Genomic DNA, 17924 nt, shown 5'->3' with positions numbered 1-17924 from the left:
GGCCTCCCTCTGCCGGGCACATTCCTTCAGCATTGGCTGGCGGGTTTCTTCCGGTCGTTCCGTCAATGACAGGGGCATTCATCATGAACAGCATCCGTTTTACCCTGAGGCGCTGGGCTGATTTTCACGGGCGTTCCTGCCGCAGCGAGTTCTGGCTCTGGTTCGCCTTTCATGCCGCGGTGCTGCTGGGCCTGCAGCTTGCCGGCGCGATCACCGGGCTGGCCGTCTTCGGCTGGCTGATGACGGCTTTCCAGATCGTCGTGCTGCTGCCTGCGCTGGCCGTCGGTGTGCGGCGCATGCACGACACTGGCCGCAGCGGCTGGTGGGTGCTGCTCGGCCTGCTGCCCGTTGTCGGCGGCCTGCTCTTCCTCTTCATGGCCGCGCAACGCGGCGAGGAATGGTTCAACCCTTTCGGGCCTGCGTTGCAGGCCTGAGCCCCGGGCAGCAGGGCGGCTTGCCGCCGCCCCGCCTGCTTACAGATGGATGCCGCCTGAGGCTTCGATGCGCTGGCCGTTGATCCAGCCGGCTTCGTCGGAAAGCAGCAGGGCCATGGCGTAGCCGATGTCATCCGCCTCGCCGACCCGGCCCAGTGCGGTCTGGCCGGCGATGGCGGCATTCAGCTGCGGGTTGTCGCGCACCATGCCACCGCCGAAATCGGTGGCAATCGCCCCCGGCGCAATCACGTTCACCGCAATCCGGCGCGGGCCGAGTTCCTTCGCCAGGTAGCGCGTGAGCACCTCGATGCCGCCCTTCATCATCGCGTAGGCCGTGTAGCCGGGGTAGGAGAAGCGGGCGAGGCCGGACGACACATTCAGGATGCGGCCACCGTCGGCGATCAGCGGCAGCAGGGCCTGGCTCAGGAAGAACACGCCCTTCAGATGCACATTCACCATCGCATCGAACTGGGCTTCGGTGGTCTCGGCAAAGCTTGCATGCAGGCCGGTGCCGGCGTTGTTGAGCAGGAAGTCGAATTGCTCCCGGCCCCAGTGTTCGCGCAGGCGTGCCCGCAGCGTTTCGATGAAGGCCGGGAAGCCGGCCAGCTTGCCGGTATCGAGCGGCAGTGCGACGGCCTTGCCGCCGAGGGACTCGATTTCGGCGACCACCGCTGCGGCTTCCGCCGCCTGACTGCGGAAAGTGAGCACCACGTCCACCCCGCGGGCGGCGAGCTTGAGGGCGGCGTTGCGGCCAAGACCCCGGCTGCCGCCGGTGATGAGAGCAATTCGTTTCATGTCGGACTCCTTGAGTGATGTGTGGATGACCTGCGTTCCGGCAGGCATGGACGCAGTCTATTGGTGATGAATTCCGGGATAAATCATTCGTTAGTGATTAGACTGTTCGTCATTAATGGACAAAAGAGGGGCGCATGAACACCCTGGAAGCGATGCAGATCTATGCCCGCGTGGCCGAGCTGACGAGCTTTACCGCTGCCGCGCAACAGCTGGGCCTGCCCAAGGCGAGCGTGTCGGCCGCGGTGCGGCAGCTTGAAGCGCTGCTCGGCACGCGCCTGCTCCATCGCACCACGCGCCGGGTGCAGATGACGCAGGATGGCCAGGTCTTCTTCGAACGCAGCCGCGATCTGCTGGCCGACATGGACGAGCTGCAGGGGCTTTTCCGCGATGGCCCGGCCGAGCTGCGCGGCCGTCTGCGGGTCGACATGCCGCAGGCGGTGGCGCGCGATGTGGTGCTGCCCGCCCTGGCGGATTTTCTGGCGACGCATCCCGGTCTCGAGATCGAACTGTCATCGACCGACCGCCGGGTCGATCTGGTGCGCGAGGGTTTCGATTGCGTGCTGCGCGTGGGCAGTCTGAGCGACTCGTCGCTGATTGCCCGGCCGGTCGGCCAGTACCGGATGATCAATTGCGCGAGCCCGGCCTATCTTGCGCGCCATGGAGTGCCCGAGACGCTGGCGGAGCTGGCCACGCATCGTCTGGTGCATTACGTGGGCAGCCTCGGCTCGCGCTCCGGCGGATTCGAATACCTGGACGCGGACGGCCAGACGCGCTTCGTCGAGATGGGCGGCGCGCTGACGGTGAATTCGACCGACACCTACAAGCAGGCCTGTCTGGCTGGGCTGGGCATCATCCAGGGGCCCGAAGCCGGCCTGCGCGAGGAGCTTGCGGCCGGCCGGCTGGTCGAAATCCTGCCTGCCCATCGTCCGGCACCGATGCCGATCTCCCTGCTCTACGCCAATCGCCGCCATCTGCCGCGTCGTGTGCAGGTCTTCATGCACTGGCTGGCGGGCCTGATGCAGTCGCGTCTGGGCAGGCTGCCGGAAACCGGCAGCCTGCCTGGAGACTAAGCCTTAAGTTGTAGTCAGCTCGAGTCCGGGCTGGCCTGACTGCCTCTGCAAGTCATTGTTTGCGTGACGGATTTCGTCACGTCATGACGTAAAAATACAGGCCCTTTAAACCGTTTTACGTCTGTCGTCCGGCGATTCCCGCAGGTCAGTTTCGTTTCCGTACTTTCTCCGGCCGTGTCCCAGACTGCGCCGCACAAAGGCGACCGCGCCCAGGCCGGGTCGTCGTCTGGATGTGACGCAAACAGGGAGCCGGAAATGGAAGCAGTCTTGAAAGCCCGTACCCGGGCGCGGACGATGGGCAGCGTGTGGCGGATGTCCGCCCTGGCCTCGGTACTGGCGCTGGCCGCCTGCGGCGGGGGTGGTGGAGGTGGCGGTGGCTCGGGCGGCAGCGCCAGCTCGGCCGCGGCGTCCAGCTCGGCCAACAGCAGTCTCGGCGCGGATGGCGAGCCGGTCTATGTGAGCTCCAGCAGCTCCTCGGTCACGCTCAATGAAGGCGTGCCTGGTACCGGGACGGTCACGGCCGATGGCTATGTGCCGCTGTTTCCGGCCGGCACGCAGATCCTGGAGCAACTGCAATACACCGAGGCCGACGGCACCCTGGTCACGCTGGCGGGTTTCCGCACCACCGACCGCCATGCGCGCGAGCGCGGCGAAGGCTGGTTCGAAGCCGACAAGGGCCCGGGCGCCTACTTCACCTTTCCGACTTTCTACTTCCAGAACCGCACGCTGGGCCTGGAAATCCGCGACACCATTCCGGCGGGCGGCAAGAAGATCCAGATCTATCTGCATTCGAACGGTGGCAGTTTCGACGGCACCACTTTCAGCCTCTTCCGCAATATCCAGAATCCGGAAGTGCGCGACTACGGCTGGTCGATGAACACAGGCTTCAACAACCCGACCGAGCTGAGTCCGACGGGCCAGAAGCTGCCGTTCTGCCACATGGATCAGCCGCGCGAGAACTGCATGATCGAGTTCGACTCGAACTGGCGCACCGATCCGCACAGCCCCCTGAAGGCGGGGGACAAGATCGAGCTCGCACCTGCCGTGCGTCTGGCGCGCTGGGAAATGAACCAGGATCCGGAAAAGGCCGGTCGGCCGATCCAGGTCGGCAACCGCATCTATTCGCAGGCAACGAAATATCAGGAGAAGAACGGCAAGGCCATCATCGATGGCGGCGGCAGCCGTTACTACTCGCTGGAGCAGCTGTATGTGGTGGGCAAGGGCCTGCGCCCCTGGTATGGCATCGCACCCAACCTGGATTCCGAGCCGCTGCCGGACGCTACCCTGCTCGGCGGCGAGACCAGCATTTCCTACAACTATGCCGACGAGCCGATGCGCGTGTTCCAGCAGGTCGCGAACAACGTCGGCATCCGCAATGTGCAGCGCTTCGTCGAAGGCCGCCGGCTGTTCCATACCTCCTTCAAGGACGGCACGCATTCCGAGCATGACAAGACGAACCCGGTCTTCACCGATCACATCGGCCAGCAGGGCCCGCGCTACAACCAGGAGCGCTGCATCGCCTGCCATGTGAATAATGGCCGTGGTGCCGCGCCCGAAGTCGGCGTGCCGCTGGACATGATGGTGGTCGCAACCGGCGCTGCGGCGGTCGACGGCAAGCGCACCGCGCATCCCGACTACGGCTTCAACGTGCAGCACCATGTGACGGGCAGTACGACGGCGAACGACTATGACGTCACCATCTCGAGCTGGAGCACCCAGACCCGCACCCTGGCTGACGGCAGCAAAGTCGAGCTGCGAAAGCCCGTCTATGCCTTCAAGGGGCCGGTGCCGGCGCTGTACTCGGTACGCCAGGCGCCGCAGGTGATCGGCATGGGCCTGCTCGAAGCCGTGCCCGAAACCACCATCCTCGCGATGGCCGACCCCACCGACAAGAATGGTGACGGCATCAAGGGCGTGGTGAACTTCGTCACCGATCCCGAAACCGGTCAGCCCCGCATCGGCCGCTTCGGCTGGAAGGCCGGCAAGGCCAGCATCCGCGAGCAGGCCGCCGAAGCCATGCTCAACGACATGAGCGTGACCAGCACGGTCTATCCGAAATGGAGCTGCCAGCGTGGCGCGAGCGATTGCCGCACCAATCCGCTCAAGACCGCACTCAGCGAAAACGAGCTGCAGCGCATCACGCACTATCTCTCGCTGCTGGGCGTTCCGGCCCAGCGCAGCGTGCGCAGCGGTTACCCGGATGGCATGCGTGTTCCGGCCGAGCATGATGTGGATCCGGCGGCGATTGCCAGCGGCTCGGCACTCTTCGCCAGCAGCGGCTGCACCGGCTGCCACAAGGCCGAACTGAAAACCGGCAACACGCATCCCTTCGCCGAGCTGCGCAACCAGACCATCCATCCCTACACCGATCTGCTGGTGCACGACATGGGGGCTGATCTCGCCGACACCGTGCCGGAAAGCAAGGCCCTGCCAGCCATGTGGCGCACCGCGCCGCTGTGGGGCCTGGGGTCGCTGCAATGGGTGCAGGGCGGCGCCGACAAGGCCCGCTATCTGCATGACGGCCGTGCCCGCACGATCACCGAAGCCGTTCTCTGGCACGGCGGCGAGGCGGAAGCGGCACGCAAGAAGTTCGAAGCCCTGAGCACTGCAGACCGCAACGCGCTGCTCGCCTTCCTCAACTCACTCTGACCGACAGGCTGGCCGGTGTCCGCCGGTCAGCCTTCAAACCGGATGCCATGATCATGACCAGACGAATCCTCCCGGCGCTGCTGCTGAGCCTTGTCCTCGCTGCCTGTGGCGGCGGCGGAGGGGGCGGCGGTGGGGCGGAGAGCCCGGCCACGTCTGCCAGCAGTGCGGCATCAAGTCGCGCGAGCAGCAGCGTGGCGAGCAGTGTCGCCTCCAGCCGCAGCAGTTCGTCCGCCGCCAGCAGCGCGTCGAGCAGCAGCGCGGGGGTGGTAACGAAGAGCGCCAAGCGCGGCATCGCCTACGACCTTGCCAGCACGGCCGACCTGAGCGTGCTCGCCCCCGGCGTGAGCTGGTGGTACAACTGGAGCCCGAAGCCGGCCAGCAGCGTGCCGGCCGATTACCGCAGCCGCTACGCGATGGACTTCATCCCGATGCTGTGGAACGGCAATTTCGACGCCAGCGCGGTCGAGGCCTGGCTGCTCGCCAACCCGCAGGTGAAATACATGCTGGTGATGAACGAGCCCAACCTCACCAACCAGGCCAATCTCACCCCGGCCCAGGCCGCAGCGCTGTGGCCGGGTTATGAAGCGGTGGCCGCGCATACCGGCGTGAAGATCGTGGGCCCGGCGATCACCTGGGGCACGATGAGCGGCTATGCCGACCCGGTGGTGTGGATGGATGCCTTCTACGCTGCCTACCGCGCCGCCAACGGCAACCGCGATCCGCAGATCGATTACCTTGCCTTCCACTGGTATGACTATGGGATTGCCGCCCAGCTCGACCGGCTCGCGAAGTACGGCAAGCCATTCTGGGTCACCGAGTTTGCCAACTGGCACACCGGTGACGGCTCCGCCGCGATCGACAGCGTGGCCAGGCAGAAGGCCCAGATGGCCGACATGGTGGCAACCCTTGAAGCCCGCAGTGACGTGTTCCGCTACGCCTGGTTCACCGGCCGCTGGAGCACTGACACGCACTACACCAGCCTGCTCGGCGCAGACGGTCAGCTCACCGAGCTGGGCAGCTATTACCTCTCACTCCCCTGGTAGGCCGCGCGCCGCCAGTGGCTTGACGGGCGCCTCGTGCGCCCGTTTTTTTTCAGCCGAAGCGCAGCTTCATCACCAGAATCATGCCGGAGAGCAGGAAGGTCACGGTGTTGGAGGCCACCAGCGGCCAGGAGCTGATGAAGAAGCCATAGATCAGCCAGCAGCCGATGCCGCTGACGAACACGCTGTACATGCCCAGCGATACGCCCTCGGCCGAGCGACGCTTCCAGATCAGCAGGGCTTGCGGCAGGAAGGAGATGGTGGTCAGGCAGGCGGCGAAATAGCCGAGAAGTTCTACAAGCGGAATGGACATGGCCTTGTGCGTCGTGTGATGTGCGGATACCGCGTGGTCATGAAGCTTACGGAGGGGGGCTTTTCCGCACCTTCGTTTTTCCGCCACGAATTTTCACGATTGGCAGCAGATCAAAGGTCGGCGCCCGCCGGATCCCTTATCGTGTCGTCATCAGGGGCTGCTCCGCGCAGCGCCGGCGTCAAGGGAATCCAGAGGAGAAAGGCACGACATGGCAGCAGACCACAAGAACCGATACCAGCCCGCCGAGGTGCATGGCTACATCGCCCGGCTGGTGGATAACCTGGTCAATATCAAGGATGAAACCGGCGAGTTCCTGCTCCGCCTCGATGACGGCCGCATCATCGACACCAAGGGCTGGAACGACTGGGAATGGACCCATGGCGTGGGCCTCTACGGGCTCTACCGCTATTACGACCAGACGCTCGACGCGAGCTGCCTGAACATCATCGAGGACTGGTTCGCCAACCGTTTCAAGGCCGGCACGCCGACCAAGAACATCAACACCATGGCCGCGATGCTGACGCTGGCCCATCTCTACGAGCGCCGCGGCAACAGCAGCTACCGCCCCTATCTCGAAGTGTGGGCGGACTGGGTCATGCACGACATGCCGCGCACTGAAGACCACGGCTTCCAGCACATCGTCTTCAACAATGACAACCATCAGCAACTGTGGGACGACACGCTGATGATGTCGGTGCTGCCGCTGGCCAAGATCGGCCTGCTGCTGGGCCGGCAAGACTATGTGGAGGAAGCGAAGCGCCAGTTCCTCATCCACATCAAGTACCTCTTCGATACGAAGAGCGGGCTGTGGTTTCACGGCTGGAGCTTCGAGGGCCGCCACAATTTCGCGCGTGCGCTGTGGGCCCGTGGCAACAGCTGGATCACCATCGTGATTCCCGAATTCATCGAGCTGCTCGATCTGCCGCCGGGCGACCACCTGCGCGAATTCCTGCTCGACACCTTCCGCTCGCAGGTGAGCGCGCTGGCCCGCCTGCAGGACAAGGACAGCGGCCTCTGGCACACCCTGCTCGACGACGAGGGCTCCTACCTTGAGGCCTCTGCCACCGCGGGCTTTGCCTTCGGCATGCTCAAGGCGATCCGCAAGCGTTACATCGACAAGGCGGAATTCCTGCCGGTCGCGGTGAGGGCCATCGAAGGCGTGATCGGCAGGATCGATGCGAAGGGCGAGCTCACCCAGGTGTCATTCGGTACCGCGATGGGCAAGGATCTGCAGTTCTACCGCGACATCAAGCTCACCTCGATGCCCTATGGCCAGTCGATGGCCATCCTCGCGCTGACGGAGTACCTCAACCACTTCATCTGAGCGCATTGCGCGGCCCATCACGGCCGCGACGCATGACCCATAAACAGACCGACCGGCGTGCCATGGCTTCAATCCATGCCAATGGCATGCACGGTCAGGAGGAGACAAGCATGGCAAAGCGTGAAATCAGACTGATCAACTACATCGCATACGGCTCCAATGACTTCCTCGGGGCCGGGGCGATGGCTCTGATGGCAGCCTGGCTGCTGTATTTCTACACCACCTTCTGCGGGCTTTCGCCGGTGGAGGCGACATCGATCTTCGCGGTGGCGCGGGTCGTTGATGCCATCGCCAGCCCCCTGATGGGCTACATCTCGGACAACTTCCACCGCACCTGGCTCGGTCGGCGATTCGGCCGGCGCAAGTTCTTCATCATGATCGCGATCCCGCTGGTCATGTGCTACGCGCTGATCTGGGTCAGCGGCATGAGCTACTGGTACTACCTCGCCAGCTACGTGCTCTTCGAGCTCGTCTACAGCATGGTGCTGGTGCCTTACGAAACGCTGGCCGCCGAGATGTCGCCCGACTTCAAGGTCAAGGCCAAGTTCGCCGGTGCGCGCATCCTGACCGGTCAGATCTCGGCGATCGTCGCAGGCTTCCTGCCGGGGCGGCTCGTCGAGGCGCTCGGCAAGGATTCGCCGATGACCTTCTTCTATGCCGGCCTGATCTTCGCGTCGATCTTCGTGTGCGTCGTCTCGCTGCTCTACACCTTCACCTGGGAGCGGCCCTATGAAGAAATCATCGAGAACGAGGACGACACCCGGCTCGGCTTCGGCCAGAGCATGAAGAAGCTGGTCGTCGACCTCTCCTCGACCTTCCGCATCCGGGCCTTCCGCCAGCATCTGGGCATGTATCTGGGTGGCTACATCAGCCAGGACACCTTCAACGCGGTCTTCACCTACTTCGTGGTGTTCGCGCTGGCGAGCGATGCCAAACATGCCTCCAATCTGCTCGGCGTGATGGCGATCGTGCAGTTCATCGCGGTCAGCCTCTTCATCCCGCTGTGCCTGCGCATCAACGCAGCCCCCGCCTACCGCATCGCCGTCAGCCTGTTCGGTCTCGCGGTGGTGGGCTACTTCGTGCTCTACATGAACATGCCGGCCGCCATCGGTGTGCTGCTGTATGTGCCGACCCTCATCGCCGGTCTCGGCCGCGGCGGCCTCAACTACATTCCGTGGAATACCTACAACTACATGGCTGACGTCGACCAGATCGTCACCGGCCGCCGTCGCGAGGGCATCTTCGCCGGCGTCATGACCTTCGTGCGCAAGGCCTCCCAGGCCGGCGCAGTGATGATCGTGGGCCTGATCCTGCAGGCTTCCGGCTTTGTCTCGGGCCAGGCCGCACAGAGTCCGGAGACCATCGCCACCATCGTCAACGTGATGCTCTATGTCACGGTTGCCATCCTCGCGACCGGCTTCGTCATCTCGCTGCGTTTCCGCCTGACCCGTCAGAGCCATGCGGTGCTGATGGCCGAGATCGAGCATCTGAAGCAGGGCGGCCGCACGCCGACCTCGCAGGCTGCGCGGGAAACCGTCGAGGCGCTCTCCGGCTGGCGCTATGAGCAGCTGTGGGGCAACAACACGGTGGGCTACCGTGCCGGCGCCGAAGTGCCGGTCGCCGAGGTACGCCGGGCAGGCTCGCCTGCCTAGGGTTTGTCCTAGGCCCCACCACCGGCGGTGACGGCTAGATTGCGCCCTTCGGGGCAAGCTCTCTGGCCGTCGCCGGCCCCGGCGAGGAGGCAGTCGCATGGATACCCTGAAACGCACCGAATATCTCGATGGCGGCAATCCGATCTCGGTGCTGCCGCGCACGCCCCAGCCGGATTTTCCCGAGCACAGCCATGATTTCGACGAGCTGGTGATGGTGCGCTCGGGATGCGGTCTGCATTACGTCAATGGCCAGCCCTTCCACATCGGCAAGGGTTCGGTCTTCTACCTGCGTGCCGGCCAGGCGCATGCCTTCGAGCAGTCGGCCGACCTGTGCCTGACCAATGTGGTGTTCGCGCCCGAGCAGTTGCAGACCGCCCAGATGCTGACCTATCTGCCGGATGCGCCCGAGCTCGATACCCTGCCGCTGAACGTGAGCCCGGCGGCCATCGAATGCTGCGAGCGGCTGTTCGCCCAGATCAGCGCCGAGAACGCGAGCCGGGCGCCGGGGGCTGACCGCATGGTGGAAGCGCTCTTCTCGCAGCTGGTGATCCTGCTCTGGCGCGAGCATCGCCGCCAGCTCGACCGCGCCGATGGCGACAGCCGCCTCGCCGCGCTGATCCGTCATCTGGACGAGCACATGGCCGGTGACATCGATTTCGAGGCGCTGGCCGCGCGATTCCGTATTCCGCTGCGCACCTTGCAGCGGCGCATGCAGGACGCGACCGGCCTCGCGCCGGCAGCCTATCTTGGCCGGGTGCGGCTGTGCAATGCCATGCGCATGCTCGCGCGCAGCGAGCAGAGCGTGACCGACATCGCCTTTGCCTGCGGCTTCAACGATTCCAACTATTTTTCGAGCCGCTTCCATCGCGAGTTCGGCTGCTCGCCGCTGCAATACCGCAAGCAGATGCGCAGCCGTCACGGCTGAGCCGGCGCAGGCACGATCCGGGGGCAAGGCGCGCTCCTTGCTTGAAAGCAGGGTCGAATCCCGTCTTGTCGCGTTTGCGCCATGAGTCCCAATCCTTCTGCCGCCCACCGCCTGGCTGCCGCGATGCCCGAGCCCCTGCTCGCACGCTTTGCGCGGCAACGCCTGCCAGCCGGTTTTCTGGTCAGCGCGCCGCGTGCGAAGCCCGACCGCATCCTGATGCTGCGCGAGGGGCGGATCCGCGTGTTTGTCGCGAATGAAGACAAGGAGCTGACACTCGCCTACCTGGTGCCGGGCGAGCTCTTCAGTACGCACACCGGCGCCTATCTGCGCTGCGAGCGGGAGTGCGAGCTGCTGTCGATGCCGACGGCCGAATTCGCCCGCAGCATGGGCAACGAGCCCGGCATGCTGGGACTGATCATGCCGGTGCTGGGCCGCATTCTCGACCACAGCATCGCGCTGATCGAGGATCTGGCGTTCCGTGATGTGGCGGGCCGCCTCGCGCGCTTCCTGCTCGTGGCGGCGCGGCAGGGCAGCCGGGTGCCGCAGGGGGTGCAGGTCACGCTCGATCTGTCGGCCGGCGAAATCGCGCAGCTCCTGGGGGCCACGCGGCAGACGGTGTCGAGCCTGCTCAAGCGGATGGAGCGCGAGGGGCTCATCAGCCGCCCGGCGCGCCATCAGCTGGTGATCCTGCAGCCCGAGGTATTGCGGCGCTGGCAGGAGGGCGAGGCGGCCGAAGCCGCCTGAATGCTGCCGGCTTACTTGCGCAGGCTGACCTGCATGCCGGCCTTGAGGCCGCTCACATCGCCGGCCACCACCTTGGCGCGCGGCGTGAGGCCGGAGACGATTTCGCGACGGTCATCCTGGCTGCGGCCAAGCTTCACTTTCACGGCCTGGAGCCGGTTGTCCGCCGTGACGGTGAATACCCGGTCGATGTCACCGTCATTCTGGATGGCGCTGGCGGGCAGGGCGAGCGCGCGCGTCTGCAGGGTGATCGTGCCGCCCACGCTGAGGCCGGCCTTGAAAGGCGTGCCGGCGGGCAGATCGACATAGACCAGCCCCTTGCGGGTTCTCAGGTCGATGGTCGGCGAGAGCTTGCGGATGACGCCGCGGACCTCGTCACCGAGCGGGCTGCTGATCGTGGCTTCCTGGCCGGGCGCGAGTTTCAGCAGGATGTCGCCGGGCACTTCGGCGCGCCACTCCAGACGGCCGTCGCGGATCAGCCGGAACAGCTCGCTGCCGGCACCCACGATGTCGCCTTCCTCGGCCGCACGGGCCGAGATCAGGCCGTCGTCCGGCGCCAGCAGGCGGGTGGCGTCGAGCTTGCGCTGCTGGGCCTTGAGCCGCACCTGGGCCACCGCGAGGCGCGCCGCGGCGGTCTGCTTCTGGGTGTCGAACTGGGCCAGTTCCTGCTGGCTCACACCGCCCGAGGGCGCCAGGCGCTTGGCGCGGTCCAGCGTGGCTTCGGCCTGGGTCAGGGTGGCCTGGGCCTCCATCAGCTGGGCGTTGACGGCTTCGAGTTCGGTTTCGAGGCTGGCGGTATCCAGCACCGCCAGCGGCTGGCCTTTCTCGACCCGGTCACCGGTGTCAACCAGCACGCTCAGCAGGCGCAGCCCGCCGGTTTCGGTGTTGATCCGCATCTCCTGCCAGGGCATGACATTGCCATGCACTTCGACAGGCTCCGGCCAGGTTTCCGACTTGGGGCTGATCAGGCTCACTTCGCGGATGACCGGCGTCTCGGTCGTGCTCGACTGGCTCGTGACCGGCGGCGTGGGCGCCGGTGCCGAGGCCGTGGCGGGCGGCGTGTCGCCACGGGCGGGCGTTGAGCCCCAGGCGCTTGCGCCGACCGCGATCACGAGGCCGAGATAGGAGAGGGCGGGCAGGAGTTGGTACTTCATGGGCGGACGGCAGCCTGGGCGGAGAGGGCGGGCGGGGTCGCGGGCCGTGCGGCCTCATACTGCGCGGCGCCGCCGGTGGCCCGGTTGAGCGTGATCCAGGCCTGCAGGCGTTCCTTCTGGACGCCGAGCAGGGTCTGGCGTGCGTCGAGCATGGCGCGACGGGCGTTCTCGAGCTCGAGCAGATTGCTCGCGCCCTGGCGGTAACGCTCGTCGACCACGCTGAAATACTGCTGATACTGGGCGGAGGCCACCCGCGCGCTCTCGGCACGCTCATGCGCGGCGGCATAGCGGGTGAGCGCGTCTTCCACTTCCTGGATCGCGCTGCGCGCCACCGCCTTGAACTCGGCGTAGGCCTCGTCATAGCGGGCGCGGGCTGCCTGTACGGCCGCGCTGCGACGGCCGGAGTCGAAGATCGGCAGGCTCAGCGAAGGGCCGAAGGACCAGTCGCCGAAAGAGAGCAAGCCGCTGCCGGTGCCGCTGGTGGCGGAGTAGCCGAGTGCGCCGTTGAAGCTCAGGCGCGGATAGCGGTCGGCCTCGGCCACGCCGATGTCGGCCGAGGCGGCGGCCAGGCTGCGCTCGGCGGCGCGCACATCGGGCCGCTGCATCAGGGCCTGGCTCGGAATCGCCACATCGAAGCGGCGCGGAACCGGCAGGCGATCGAGCCCGGTGGGCGCTTCGGCGAGAAGCTTCATCAGCCCCGGGCGACCGATGCCGGTGAGCCGGGTGATGAGGTTTTCCAGCTGCTGGCATTCGGCCTTGCTGGCTGCCAGACTGGTGCGCGCCTCGGCTACCGAGGCGGTGCTGCGCACCGCTTCATAAGGCGCGGTGAAGCCCACCGCGACGCTGTCGGCGGTGAGCTTGCGGGTGGATTCGCGCGAGGCCACATCAGCTTCGCTGAGCGCCACATGCGACTGGCAGGCGCGATAGCTCAGATAGGCATCCGCCACATCGGCCGCCAGGCTGACCCGGGCATCGGCCAGGGTGGCGAGCCGGGCTTCCTCGCGCGCCGCGGCGGCTTCCTTGCCGCGCTGCACCGCGCCGAACAGATCCAGCTCCCAGGAGGAATTCAGCGAGAACCAGGAATTGGTGGCCGGCGCGCTGCTGTCTCCTCCGGCGCGCTTGCTGCCGCCCGAGCCGCTCACGACCGGCTGGCCTTCGCCATTGGCCTGCTGGTGAAGGGAGCGTGATTCCTTCAGCCGCGCGACGGCAATTTCGAGGCTGGGGCTGGTGCTGAAAGAGGTTTCGACCAGCTGGTCCAGCGCCGGGTCGGAGAGCTCTGCCCACCATTTCTGTGCGGGCGCCCGGGCGCCGGGCGCGCCGGCGGCGTCGACCGGCGAAGTCCACTTCGCGGGCACATCGGTCTCGCCCAGCGTCGGGGCCTTGTAATCCGGCCCCACCGTCTTGCAGCCCGAGAGGGCCGCTGCAACAAGGAGCGCGCTCCATGCGGGATGGCGCGCGATACGACTCGACATTCCTGATCCTTTTCTTCCGTGCGGACAGGCAGCGACAAGCGGCCGCCAGCCATCCGCAGACAGGCAAGATGCGATGCCGGCGGCCCGGTGTCAAGCCGGTCCCGCCCGGCCGGCGGCCTGATCCGGCGCAGCAGGCCCGGTCCGCCGTGGCCTGCCCGGGACGGGCGCACCGCGCACGGCCGGCCCTGTGCGGCAGCCGGCCGTGCGCGGGTCAAAAGGTGTCAGTGTGTTGTGCCGCGCCATGCCGCGTCAGCAGCACTCCTGCTCGACCTTGTCGAGAAAGGCGAGCGCCTCGGCATCCTGATGATGCTCGAAGAGCTCGCGGATCTGGTTCAGGTGGCAATGCACCAGGAAGAGGTCGTCCGGCTGCGGCCCCTTCTCGCCGGCCGCCTTCTGCTTGAAGTACTCCCAGAAGGCATTGGTGTGCTCGGGCTGGTCGATGTAGTGGCGGATGTAGCCCATCAGCCGCGTCGCCTTGGCATCGCAATCGAGACCGATGAAGCTCACATAGCGGTCGGGCTTGTCTTCACCCGGCACGGCAGGCTTGTTTTCGCAGGGGCAGCTCATGGCATTCACTCCGGAAGGATCGATGCCCCATGCTGCCGTATTTCGGCGGGGTGGACTGTCGGCTGGGCGACAGTGGCGGAAAGACGCCCGCAGCCTTCCCGCTCCGTAGAAAACCGGCATCATCCTGCGCACTCGGCTCCCCGCACGTAGGGTGCACTGAGCGCAGCGAACTGCGCCGTCTGCCTTCAACGGCACGCAGCAGGTGTTGCCTTGCGTGCTTTGCGGCGGGCTTAGAAGGCTGGCCTGCGAGGCGGGACTGCTTCGGCGCGCTTCGCTTCGCTCAGGGCGCCCTACGAGAGGCGAAGGGCGCGACATTCAGCATCCGGCACCCGGCACGTAGGGCGCATTGAGCGCAGCGAACTGCGCCGTCTGACTTCAACGGCATGCAGCAGGTGTTGCCTTGCTGTGCTTTGTGGCGGGTGCGGAAGGCCGGCTTGCGAGACAGGGCTGCTTCGGCGCGCTTCGCTTCGCTCAGGGCGCCCTGCGAGAGGCGAAGGGCGCGACATTCAGCACCCAGCACCCAGCACCCAGCACCCAGCACTCAGTCCCACCCCTCCAGCACGATCTTGCCGCGTGCGCTGTTCGACTCGAGCAGGGCGTGGGCGCGGCGCAGGTTTGCGGCGTTGATGCGGCCGAAGTGTTCGCCGAGCGTGGTGCGGATGACGCCGGCATCCACCAGGGCTGCGACCTCGCCGAGGATGCGGTGCTGGGCGATCATGTCGGGGGTTTCGAACATCGAGCGGGTGTACATGAACTCCCAGTGCAGCGAGATCGACTTGCGCTTGAGTTTGAGCACGTCCAGCCCGGCCGGATCGTCGATCAGGGCGAGCTTGCCCTGCGGGGCCAGGCTGGCAATGATTTCGTCATAGTGGCGATCGGTCTGGTTCAGCGCCGCCACGTATTTCACCTGCGGTACGCCGATGCGGGCGAGCTCCTGAGACAGTGGCAGGGTGTGGTCGATCACATGATGGGCGCCGAGCGTTCTGACCCATTGCACGGTTTCCGGCCGCGAGGCGGTGCCGATCACGGTGAGACCGGTCAGGCGTGCGGCGAGCTGGACCAGGATGGAGCCCACGCCGCCGGCAGCACCCACGATCAGGATTGCGCCACCCGGCGTCTTGCCCGGTGCGACGCCGAGGCGGTCGAAGAGCAGCTCCCAGGCGGTGAGCGTGGTCAGCGGCAGGGCGGCGGCCTGGGCGTCCGGCAGACTTTGCGGGGCATGGCCGACGATGCGCTCGTCGACCAGATGCAGCTCGCTGTTGGCGCCCGGACGGGTCAGCGAACCGGCGTACCAGACACGGTCGCCGGCCTTGAACAGATTCACCTCGCTGCCCACCGCCCGCACGATGCCGACGGCATCCCAGCCGATGACCTTGGCTTCGCCTTCGGGCGGGGCCACATTGCGGCGGATCTTGGTGTCGACCGGATTCACCGCGATGGCGCTGACTTCGACCAGCAGGTCGCGCGGGCCGGGCGTCGGGGTGGGCAGTTCGATGTCCAGCAGCGAGGCTTCATCGCTGACGGGAAGGGATTTGCGGTAGGCAACGGCTTTCATTCGGAGTCTCCTTGAGGTTCAGGCGGTGAGTGCAGGGTAATCGGTGAGGCCACGGGCGTCGCCGCCGAAGAGCGTGGCCGGATCGGGGCTGGCCAGCGGGGCCGCGGCGGCGAGTCGTTGCGGCAGATCCGGATTGGCAATGAAGGGGCGGCCGAAGGCGATCAGATCCGCCAGGCCCGCGCCCAGCATCTGCCGCGCCTTGGCGAGGTCGTACTGGCCGGCATAGATCAGGCTGCCGCCAAAGCGCGCACGCAGGGCGCGGCGGAAGTCTTCGCTGAAGACCGGTGCGTCGTCCCAGTCGGCTTCGACCAGATGAAGATAGGCGAGGCCGGCGCTGTTCGCGAAGCTCGCCGCATCCAGGATGGTCGGCAGGATGTCGGGGCAGCTCATGCCACGCGCAGTGAGGAAGGGCGCCAGCCGCAGGCCGGTGCGGAGCGCGCCGGCTTCTTCGGCGACGGCGGTCATCACTTCACGCAGGAAGCGCAGGCGGTTTTCGCGGCTGCCGCCGTATTCGTCCGTGCGCTGGTTCGAGGTGCTGCGCAGGAACTGGTCGATCAGATAGCCATTCGCGCCGTGGATCTCCACGCCGTCGAAACCTGCGGCCAGCGCGTTCGCGGCGGCACGCCGGTAGTCCTCGATGATGTCGGCGATCTCGTCATGTTCGAGCGCGCGGGGCACCGGGCAGGCGACCATTTCACCGGCATTCTTGGCTGGATTCCATTTCCAGATGCTGGCTTCGGGGCTGATCGCGGAGGGCGCGACCGGCAGCTCGCCGCCATGAAAATCCGGATGCGACATGCGGCCCACATGCCAGAGCTGGGCCACGATGCGGCCGCCGGCGGCATGCACGGCTTCGGTGATGCCGCGCCAGGCGCGCACTTGCGCACCGCTGTAGAGGCCCGGTGTGAAGGAATAGCCCTTGCCCTGCGGCGAAATCTGGATGGCCTCGCTGACGATCAGCCCGGCCGAGGCGCGCTGCGCGTAGTAGGTCGCCATCACGGCCGCCGGCACGTCGCCCGGTTCTCTTGCGCGGGCGCGGGTCATCGGTGCCATCACGACGCGGTTGGGCAGGCTCAGGCTGCCGGCATGATGCGGGGTGAACAGCGTCTGGTTCATAGCAGGGCGCCTCCTTCGACGTCGATGATGCTGCCGGTCATGAACTCGTTTTCCATGGCGAGAAGGTAGGCCTGGGCGAGGTCTTCGGCGCTGCCGACGCGCCCTGCGGGCAGGCTTTGCGCCACCCGCCTGAACATCGCCTCGCGCTCTTCGCCGGCCATGCCGGCATAGGCTTCGGTGGCCGTCACGCCGGGGCTCACGGCGTTCGCACGGCGCGGCGCGATCTCCTTCGCGAGGTTCCTGACCAGTGCTTCGAGTGCGGCGTTGAGGGTGGACTTGATGAAGCCGCCGGGCACGAACTTTCGCGAAAGCACGCCGCTGGTGAGGGTGATCGAGCCGGTCTCGGTGAGCCTCGGCAAGGCCAGCTGGATGAGCCGCAGCGCACCCCAGAACTTCACTTCGAACGCGGCCTGCGCGACGGCGATGTCGGCCTCCGCAATCTTCGGTGAACCCACGGCCGGGCCGGCGGTGATCACCAGATGATCGATGCGCGGGATCTGCGCCAGCGCCTCACGGATGCTGGCTTCATCGCTGATGTCCATCACCAGCGGATGCGCGCCGGTAAGCAGGTGCAGGCGTTCGGCATGGCGTCCGGCGGCGATCACCCGGGCGCCGCGGCGCAGGGCTTCACGCGCCACGGCGGCACCGATGCCGCTGCCGGCGCCGACGACGAGGACGATCTGGTCTTGCAGGGGGGAAGGGCTCATGAGCGGGCTCCGGCGGGGTTGCAGTGAGGCCATGATCCGCGCATTCCGGATTCTGAAAAACAAGCGCAGAATTGAAGCGATTTTCAAATTTTGTTTGAATGTTGGGTGGGGAGTGCTCAGATCCGGCCTGATTCTTGGGGTGTGGTGCAAACCGGACCGGTTGTTTGGCTCTGTGCCGAGCCTGCGGTCGGGGTGGTGGAGTTTGCACGCCACCCTGCGAGCGACATTCGGGCGCCCGCTCATGCTTCGATACCTCAGCACGAACGGGGTCGAGCGTCAGGCGGATGCGACGCACAAAACGGGCTTGCGTCGCACAGAAAGCACAACACACTGCTCCCGACTCCCGACTCCCGACTCCCGACTCCCGACTCCCGACTCCCGACTCCCGACTCCCGACTCCCGACTCCCGA

At 66.3% G+C, this 17924-nt stretch carries 16 protein-coding genes; 8 read left to right on the top strand and 8 right to left on the bottom strand.

Annotation, left to right across the window (positions count from 1 at the left end):
- Positions 1 to 83 precede the first annotated feature (83 nt).
- Positions 84 to 434, top strand: a complete 351-nt coding sequence (locus ABDB87_RS19735) for a DUF805 domain-containing protein (protein WP_345930311.1) — start codon at positions 84 to 86, stop codon at positions 432 to 434.
- A 39-nt stretch (positions 435 to 473) separates the two neighbouring features.
- Here ABDB87_RS19735 and ABDB87_RS19730 read toward each other — a convergent pair whose 3' ends face one another.
- On the bottom strand, positions 474 to 1229 hold the full coding sequence (locus ABDB87_RS19730) for an SDR family NAD(P)-dependent oxidoreductase (protein ID WP_345930309.1): 756 nt from the start codon (positions 1227 to 1229) through the stop codon (positions 474 to 476).
- A 134-nt stretch (positions 1230 to 1363) separates the two neighbouring features.
- Between ABDB87_RS19730 and ABDB87_RS19725 the strand changes: the two genes are divergently transcribed.
- The 3 genes from ABDB87_RS19725 to ABDB87_RS19715 all read left to right on the top strand — a co-directional run bounded on the left by ABDB87_RS19725 (position 1364) and on the right by ABDB87_RS19715 (position 5991).
- Complete coding sequence (locus tag ABDB87_RS19725; RefSeq protein WP_345930308.1) at positions 1364 to 2299, top strand: LysR family transcriptional regulator; 936 nt, start codon at positions 1364 to 1366, stop codon at positions 2297 to 2299.
- Positions 2300 to 2566: 267 nt separating this feature from the next.
- Complete coding sequence (locus tag ABDB87_RS19720; protein ID WP_345930306.1) at positions 2567 to 4948, top strand: di-heme oxidoreductase family protein; 2382 nt, start codon at positions 2567 to 2569, stop codon at positions 4946 to 4948.
- A gap of 53 nt (positions 4949 to 5001) precedes the next feature.
- Entirely contained in the window at positions 5002 to 5991 is a 990-nt protein-coding gene (locus tag ABDB87_RS19715) for a glycosyl hydrolase (RefSeq protein WP_345930304.1), read from the top strand.
- A 49-nt stretch (positions 5992 to 6040) separates the two neighbouring features.
- Here the strand turns inward: ABDB87_RS19715 and ABDB87_RS19710 are convergent, their stop codons facing one another.
- Positions 6041 to 6301 (bottom strand): SemiSWEET transporter, encoded by a 261-nt coding sequence (locus ABDB87_RS19710; RefSeq protein WP_345930302.1) that lies wholly within the window; start codon positions 6299 to 6301, stop codon positions 6041 to 6043.
- 208 nt (positions 6302 to 6509) lie between these two features.
- Here ABDB87_RS19710 and bglB point away from each other — a divergent pair, with 208 nt between their 5' ends.
- From bglB to ABDB87_RS19690, 4 genes are all read left to right on the top strand, one after another.
- Positions 6510 to 7625: a beta-galactosidase BglB gene (gene bglB, locus ABDB87_RS19705; RefSeq protein WP_345930301.1), complete on the top strand. Its 1116-nt coding sequence runs from the start codon at positions 6510 to 6512 to the stop codon at positions 7623 to 7625.
- Between the two features lie 32 nt (positions 7626 to 7657).
- Positions 7658 to 9277, top strand: a complete 1620-nt coding sequence (locus ABDB87_RS19700) for an MFS transporter (RefSeq protein WP_345930299.1) — start codon at positions 7658 to 7660, stop codon at positions 9275 to 9277.
- Positions 9278 to 9374: 97 nt separating this feature from the next.
- Positions 9375 to 10202, top strand: a complete 828-nt coding sequence (locus ABDB87_RS19695; RefSeq protein ID WP_345930297.1) for a helix-turn-helix domain-containing protein — start codon at positions 9375 to 9377, stop codon at positions 10200 to 10202.
- A gap of 81 nt (positions 10203 to 10283) precedes the next feature.
- Entirely contained in the window at positions 10284 to 10946 is a 663-nt protein-coding gene (locus tag ABDB87_RS19690; RefSeq protein WP_345930295.1) for a Crp/Fnr family transcriptional regulator, read from the top strand.
- Between the two features lie 11 nt (positions 10947 to 10957).
- Here ABDB87_RS19690 and ABDB87_RS19685 read toward each other — a convergent pair whose 3' ends face one another.
- The 6 genes from ABDB87_RS19685 to ABDB87_RS19660 form a co-directional block, all read right to left on the bottom strand.
- Entirely contained in the window at positions 10958 to 12097 is a 1140-nt protein-coding gene (locus ABDB87_RS19685) for an efflux RND transporter periplasmic adaptor subunit (protein WP_345930293.1), read from the bottom strand.
- Positions 12094 to 13569: an efflux transporter outer membrane subunit gene (locus ABDB87_RS19680; protein WP_345930291.1), complete on the bottom strand. Its 1476-nt coding sequence runs from the start codon at positions 13567 to 13569 to the stop codon at positions 12094 to 12096. The genes ABDB87_RS19685 and ABDB87_RS19680 overlap by 4 nt, the downstream gene beginning before the upstream one ends.
- A 249-nt stretch (positions 13570 to 13818) precedes the next feature.
- Positions 13819 to 14136, bottom strand: coding sequence for a N(2)-fixation sustaining protein CowN (cowN, locus tag ABDB87_RS19675; RefSeq protein ID WP_345930289.1), 318 nt, complete (start codon positions 14134 to 14136; stop codon positions 13819 to 13821).
- 541 nt (positions 14137 to 14677) lie between these two features.
- The gene (locus tag ABDB87_RS19670) at positions 14678 to 15691 is read right to left on the bottom strand and encodes a zinc-binding alcohol dehydrogenase family protein (protein WP_345930287.1); all 1014 of its coding nucleotides are present in this window, start codon (positions 15689 to 15691) and stop codon (positions 14678 to 14680) included.
- Between the two features lie 18 nt (positions 15692 to 15709).
- Complete coding sequence (locus ABDB87_RS19665; protein ID WP_345930285.1) at positions 15710 to 16807, bottom strand: alkene reductase; 1098 nt, start codon at positions 16805 to 16807, stop codon at positions 15710 to 15712.
- Complete coding sequence (locus ABDB87_RS19660; RefSeq protein ID WP_345930283.1) at positions 16804 to 17514, bottom strand: SDR family oxidoreductase; 711 nt, start codon at positions 17512 to 17514, stop codon at positions 16804 to 16806. Before ABDB87_RS19660 ends, ABDB87_RS19665 begins: the two co-directional genes overlap by 4 nt.
- Positions 17515 to 17924 lie beyond the last annotated feature (410 nt).

The sequence above is a fragment of the Uliginosibacterium paludis genome, assembly GCF_039631355.1.
Classification (GTDB): Bacteria; Pseudomonadota; Gammaproteobacteria; order Burkholderiales; family Rhodocyclaceae; genus Uliginosibacterium; species Uliginosibacterium paludis.
The sequence above is the reverse complement of the archived record's forward strand: the minus strand, read 5'-3'. Positions and strand labels throughout refer to the sequence as shown.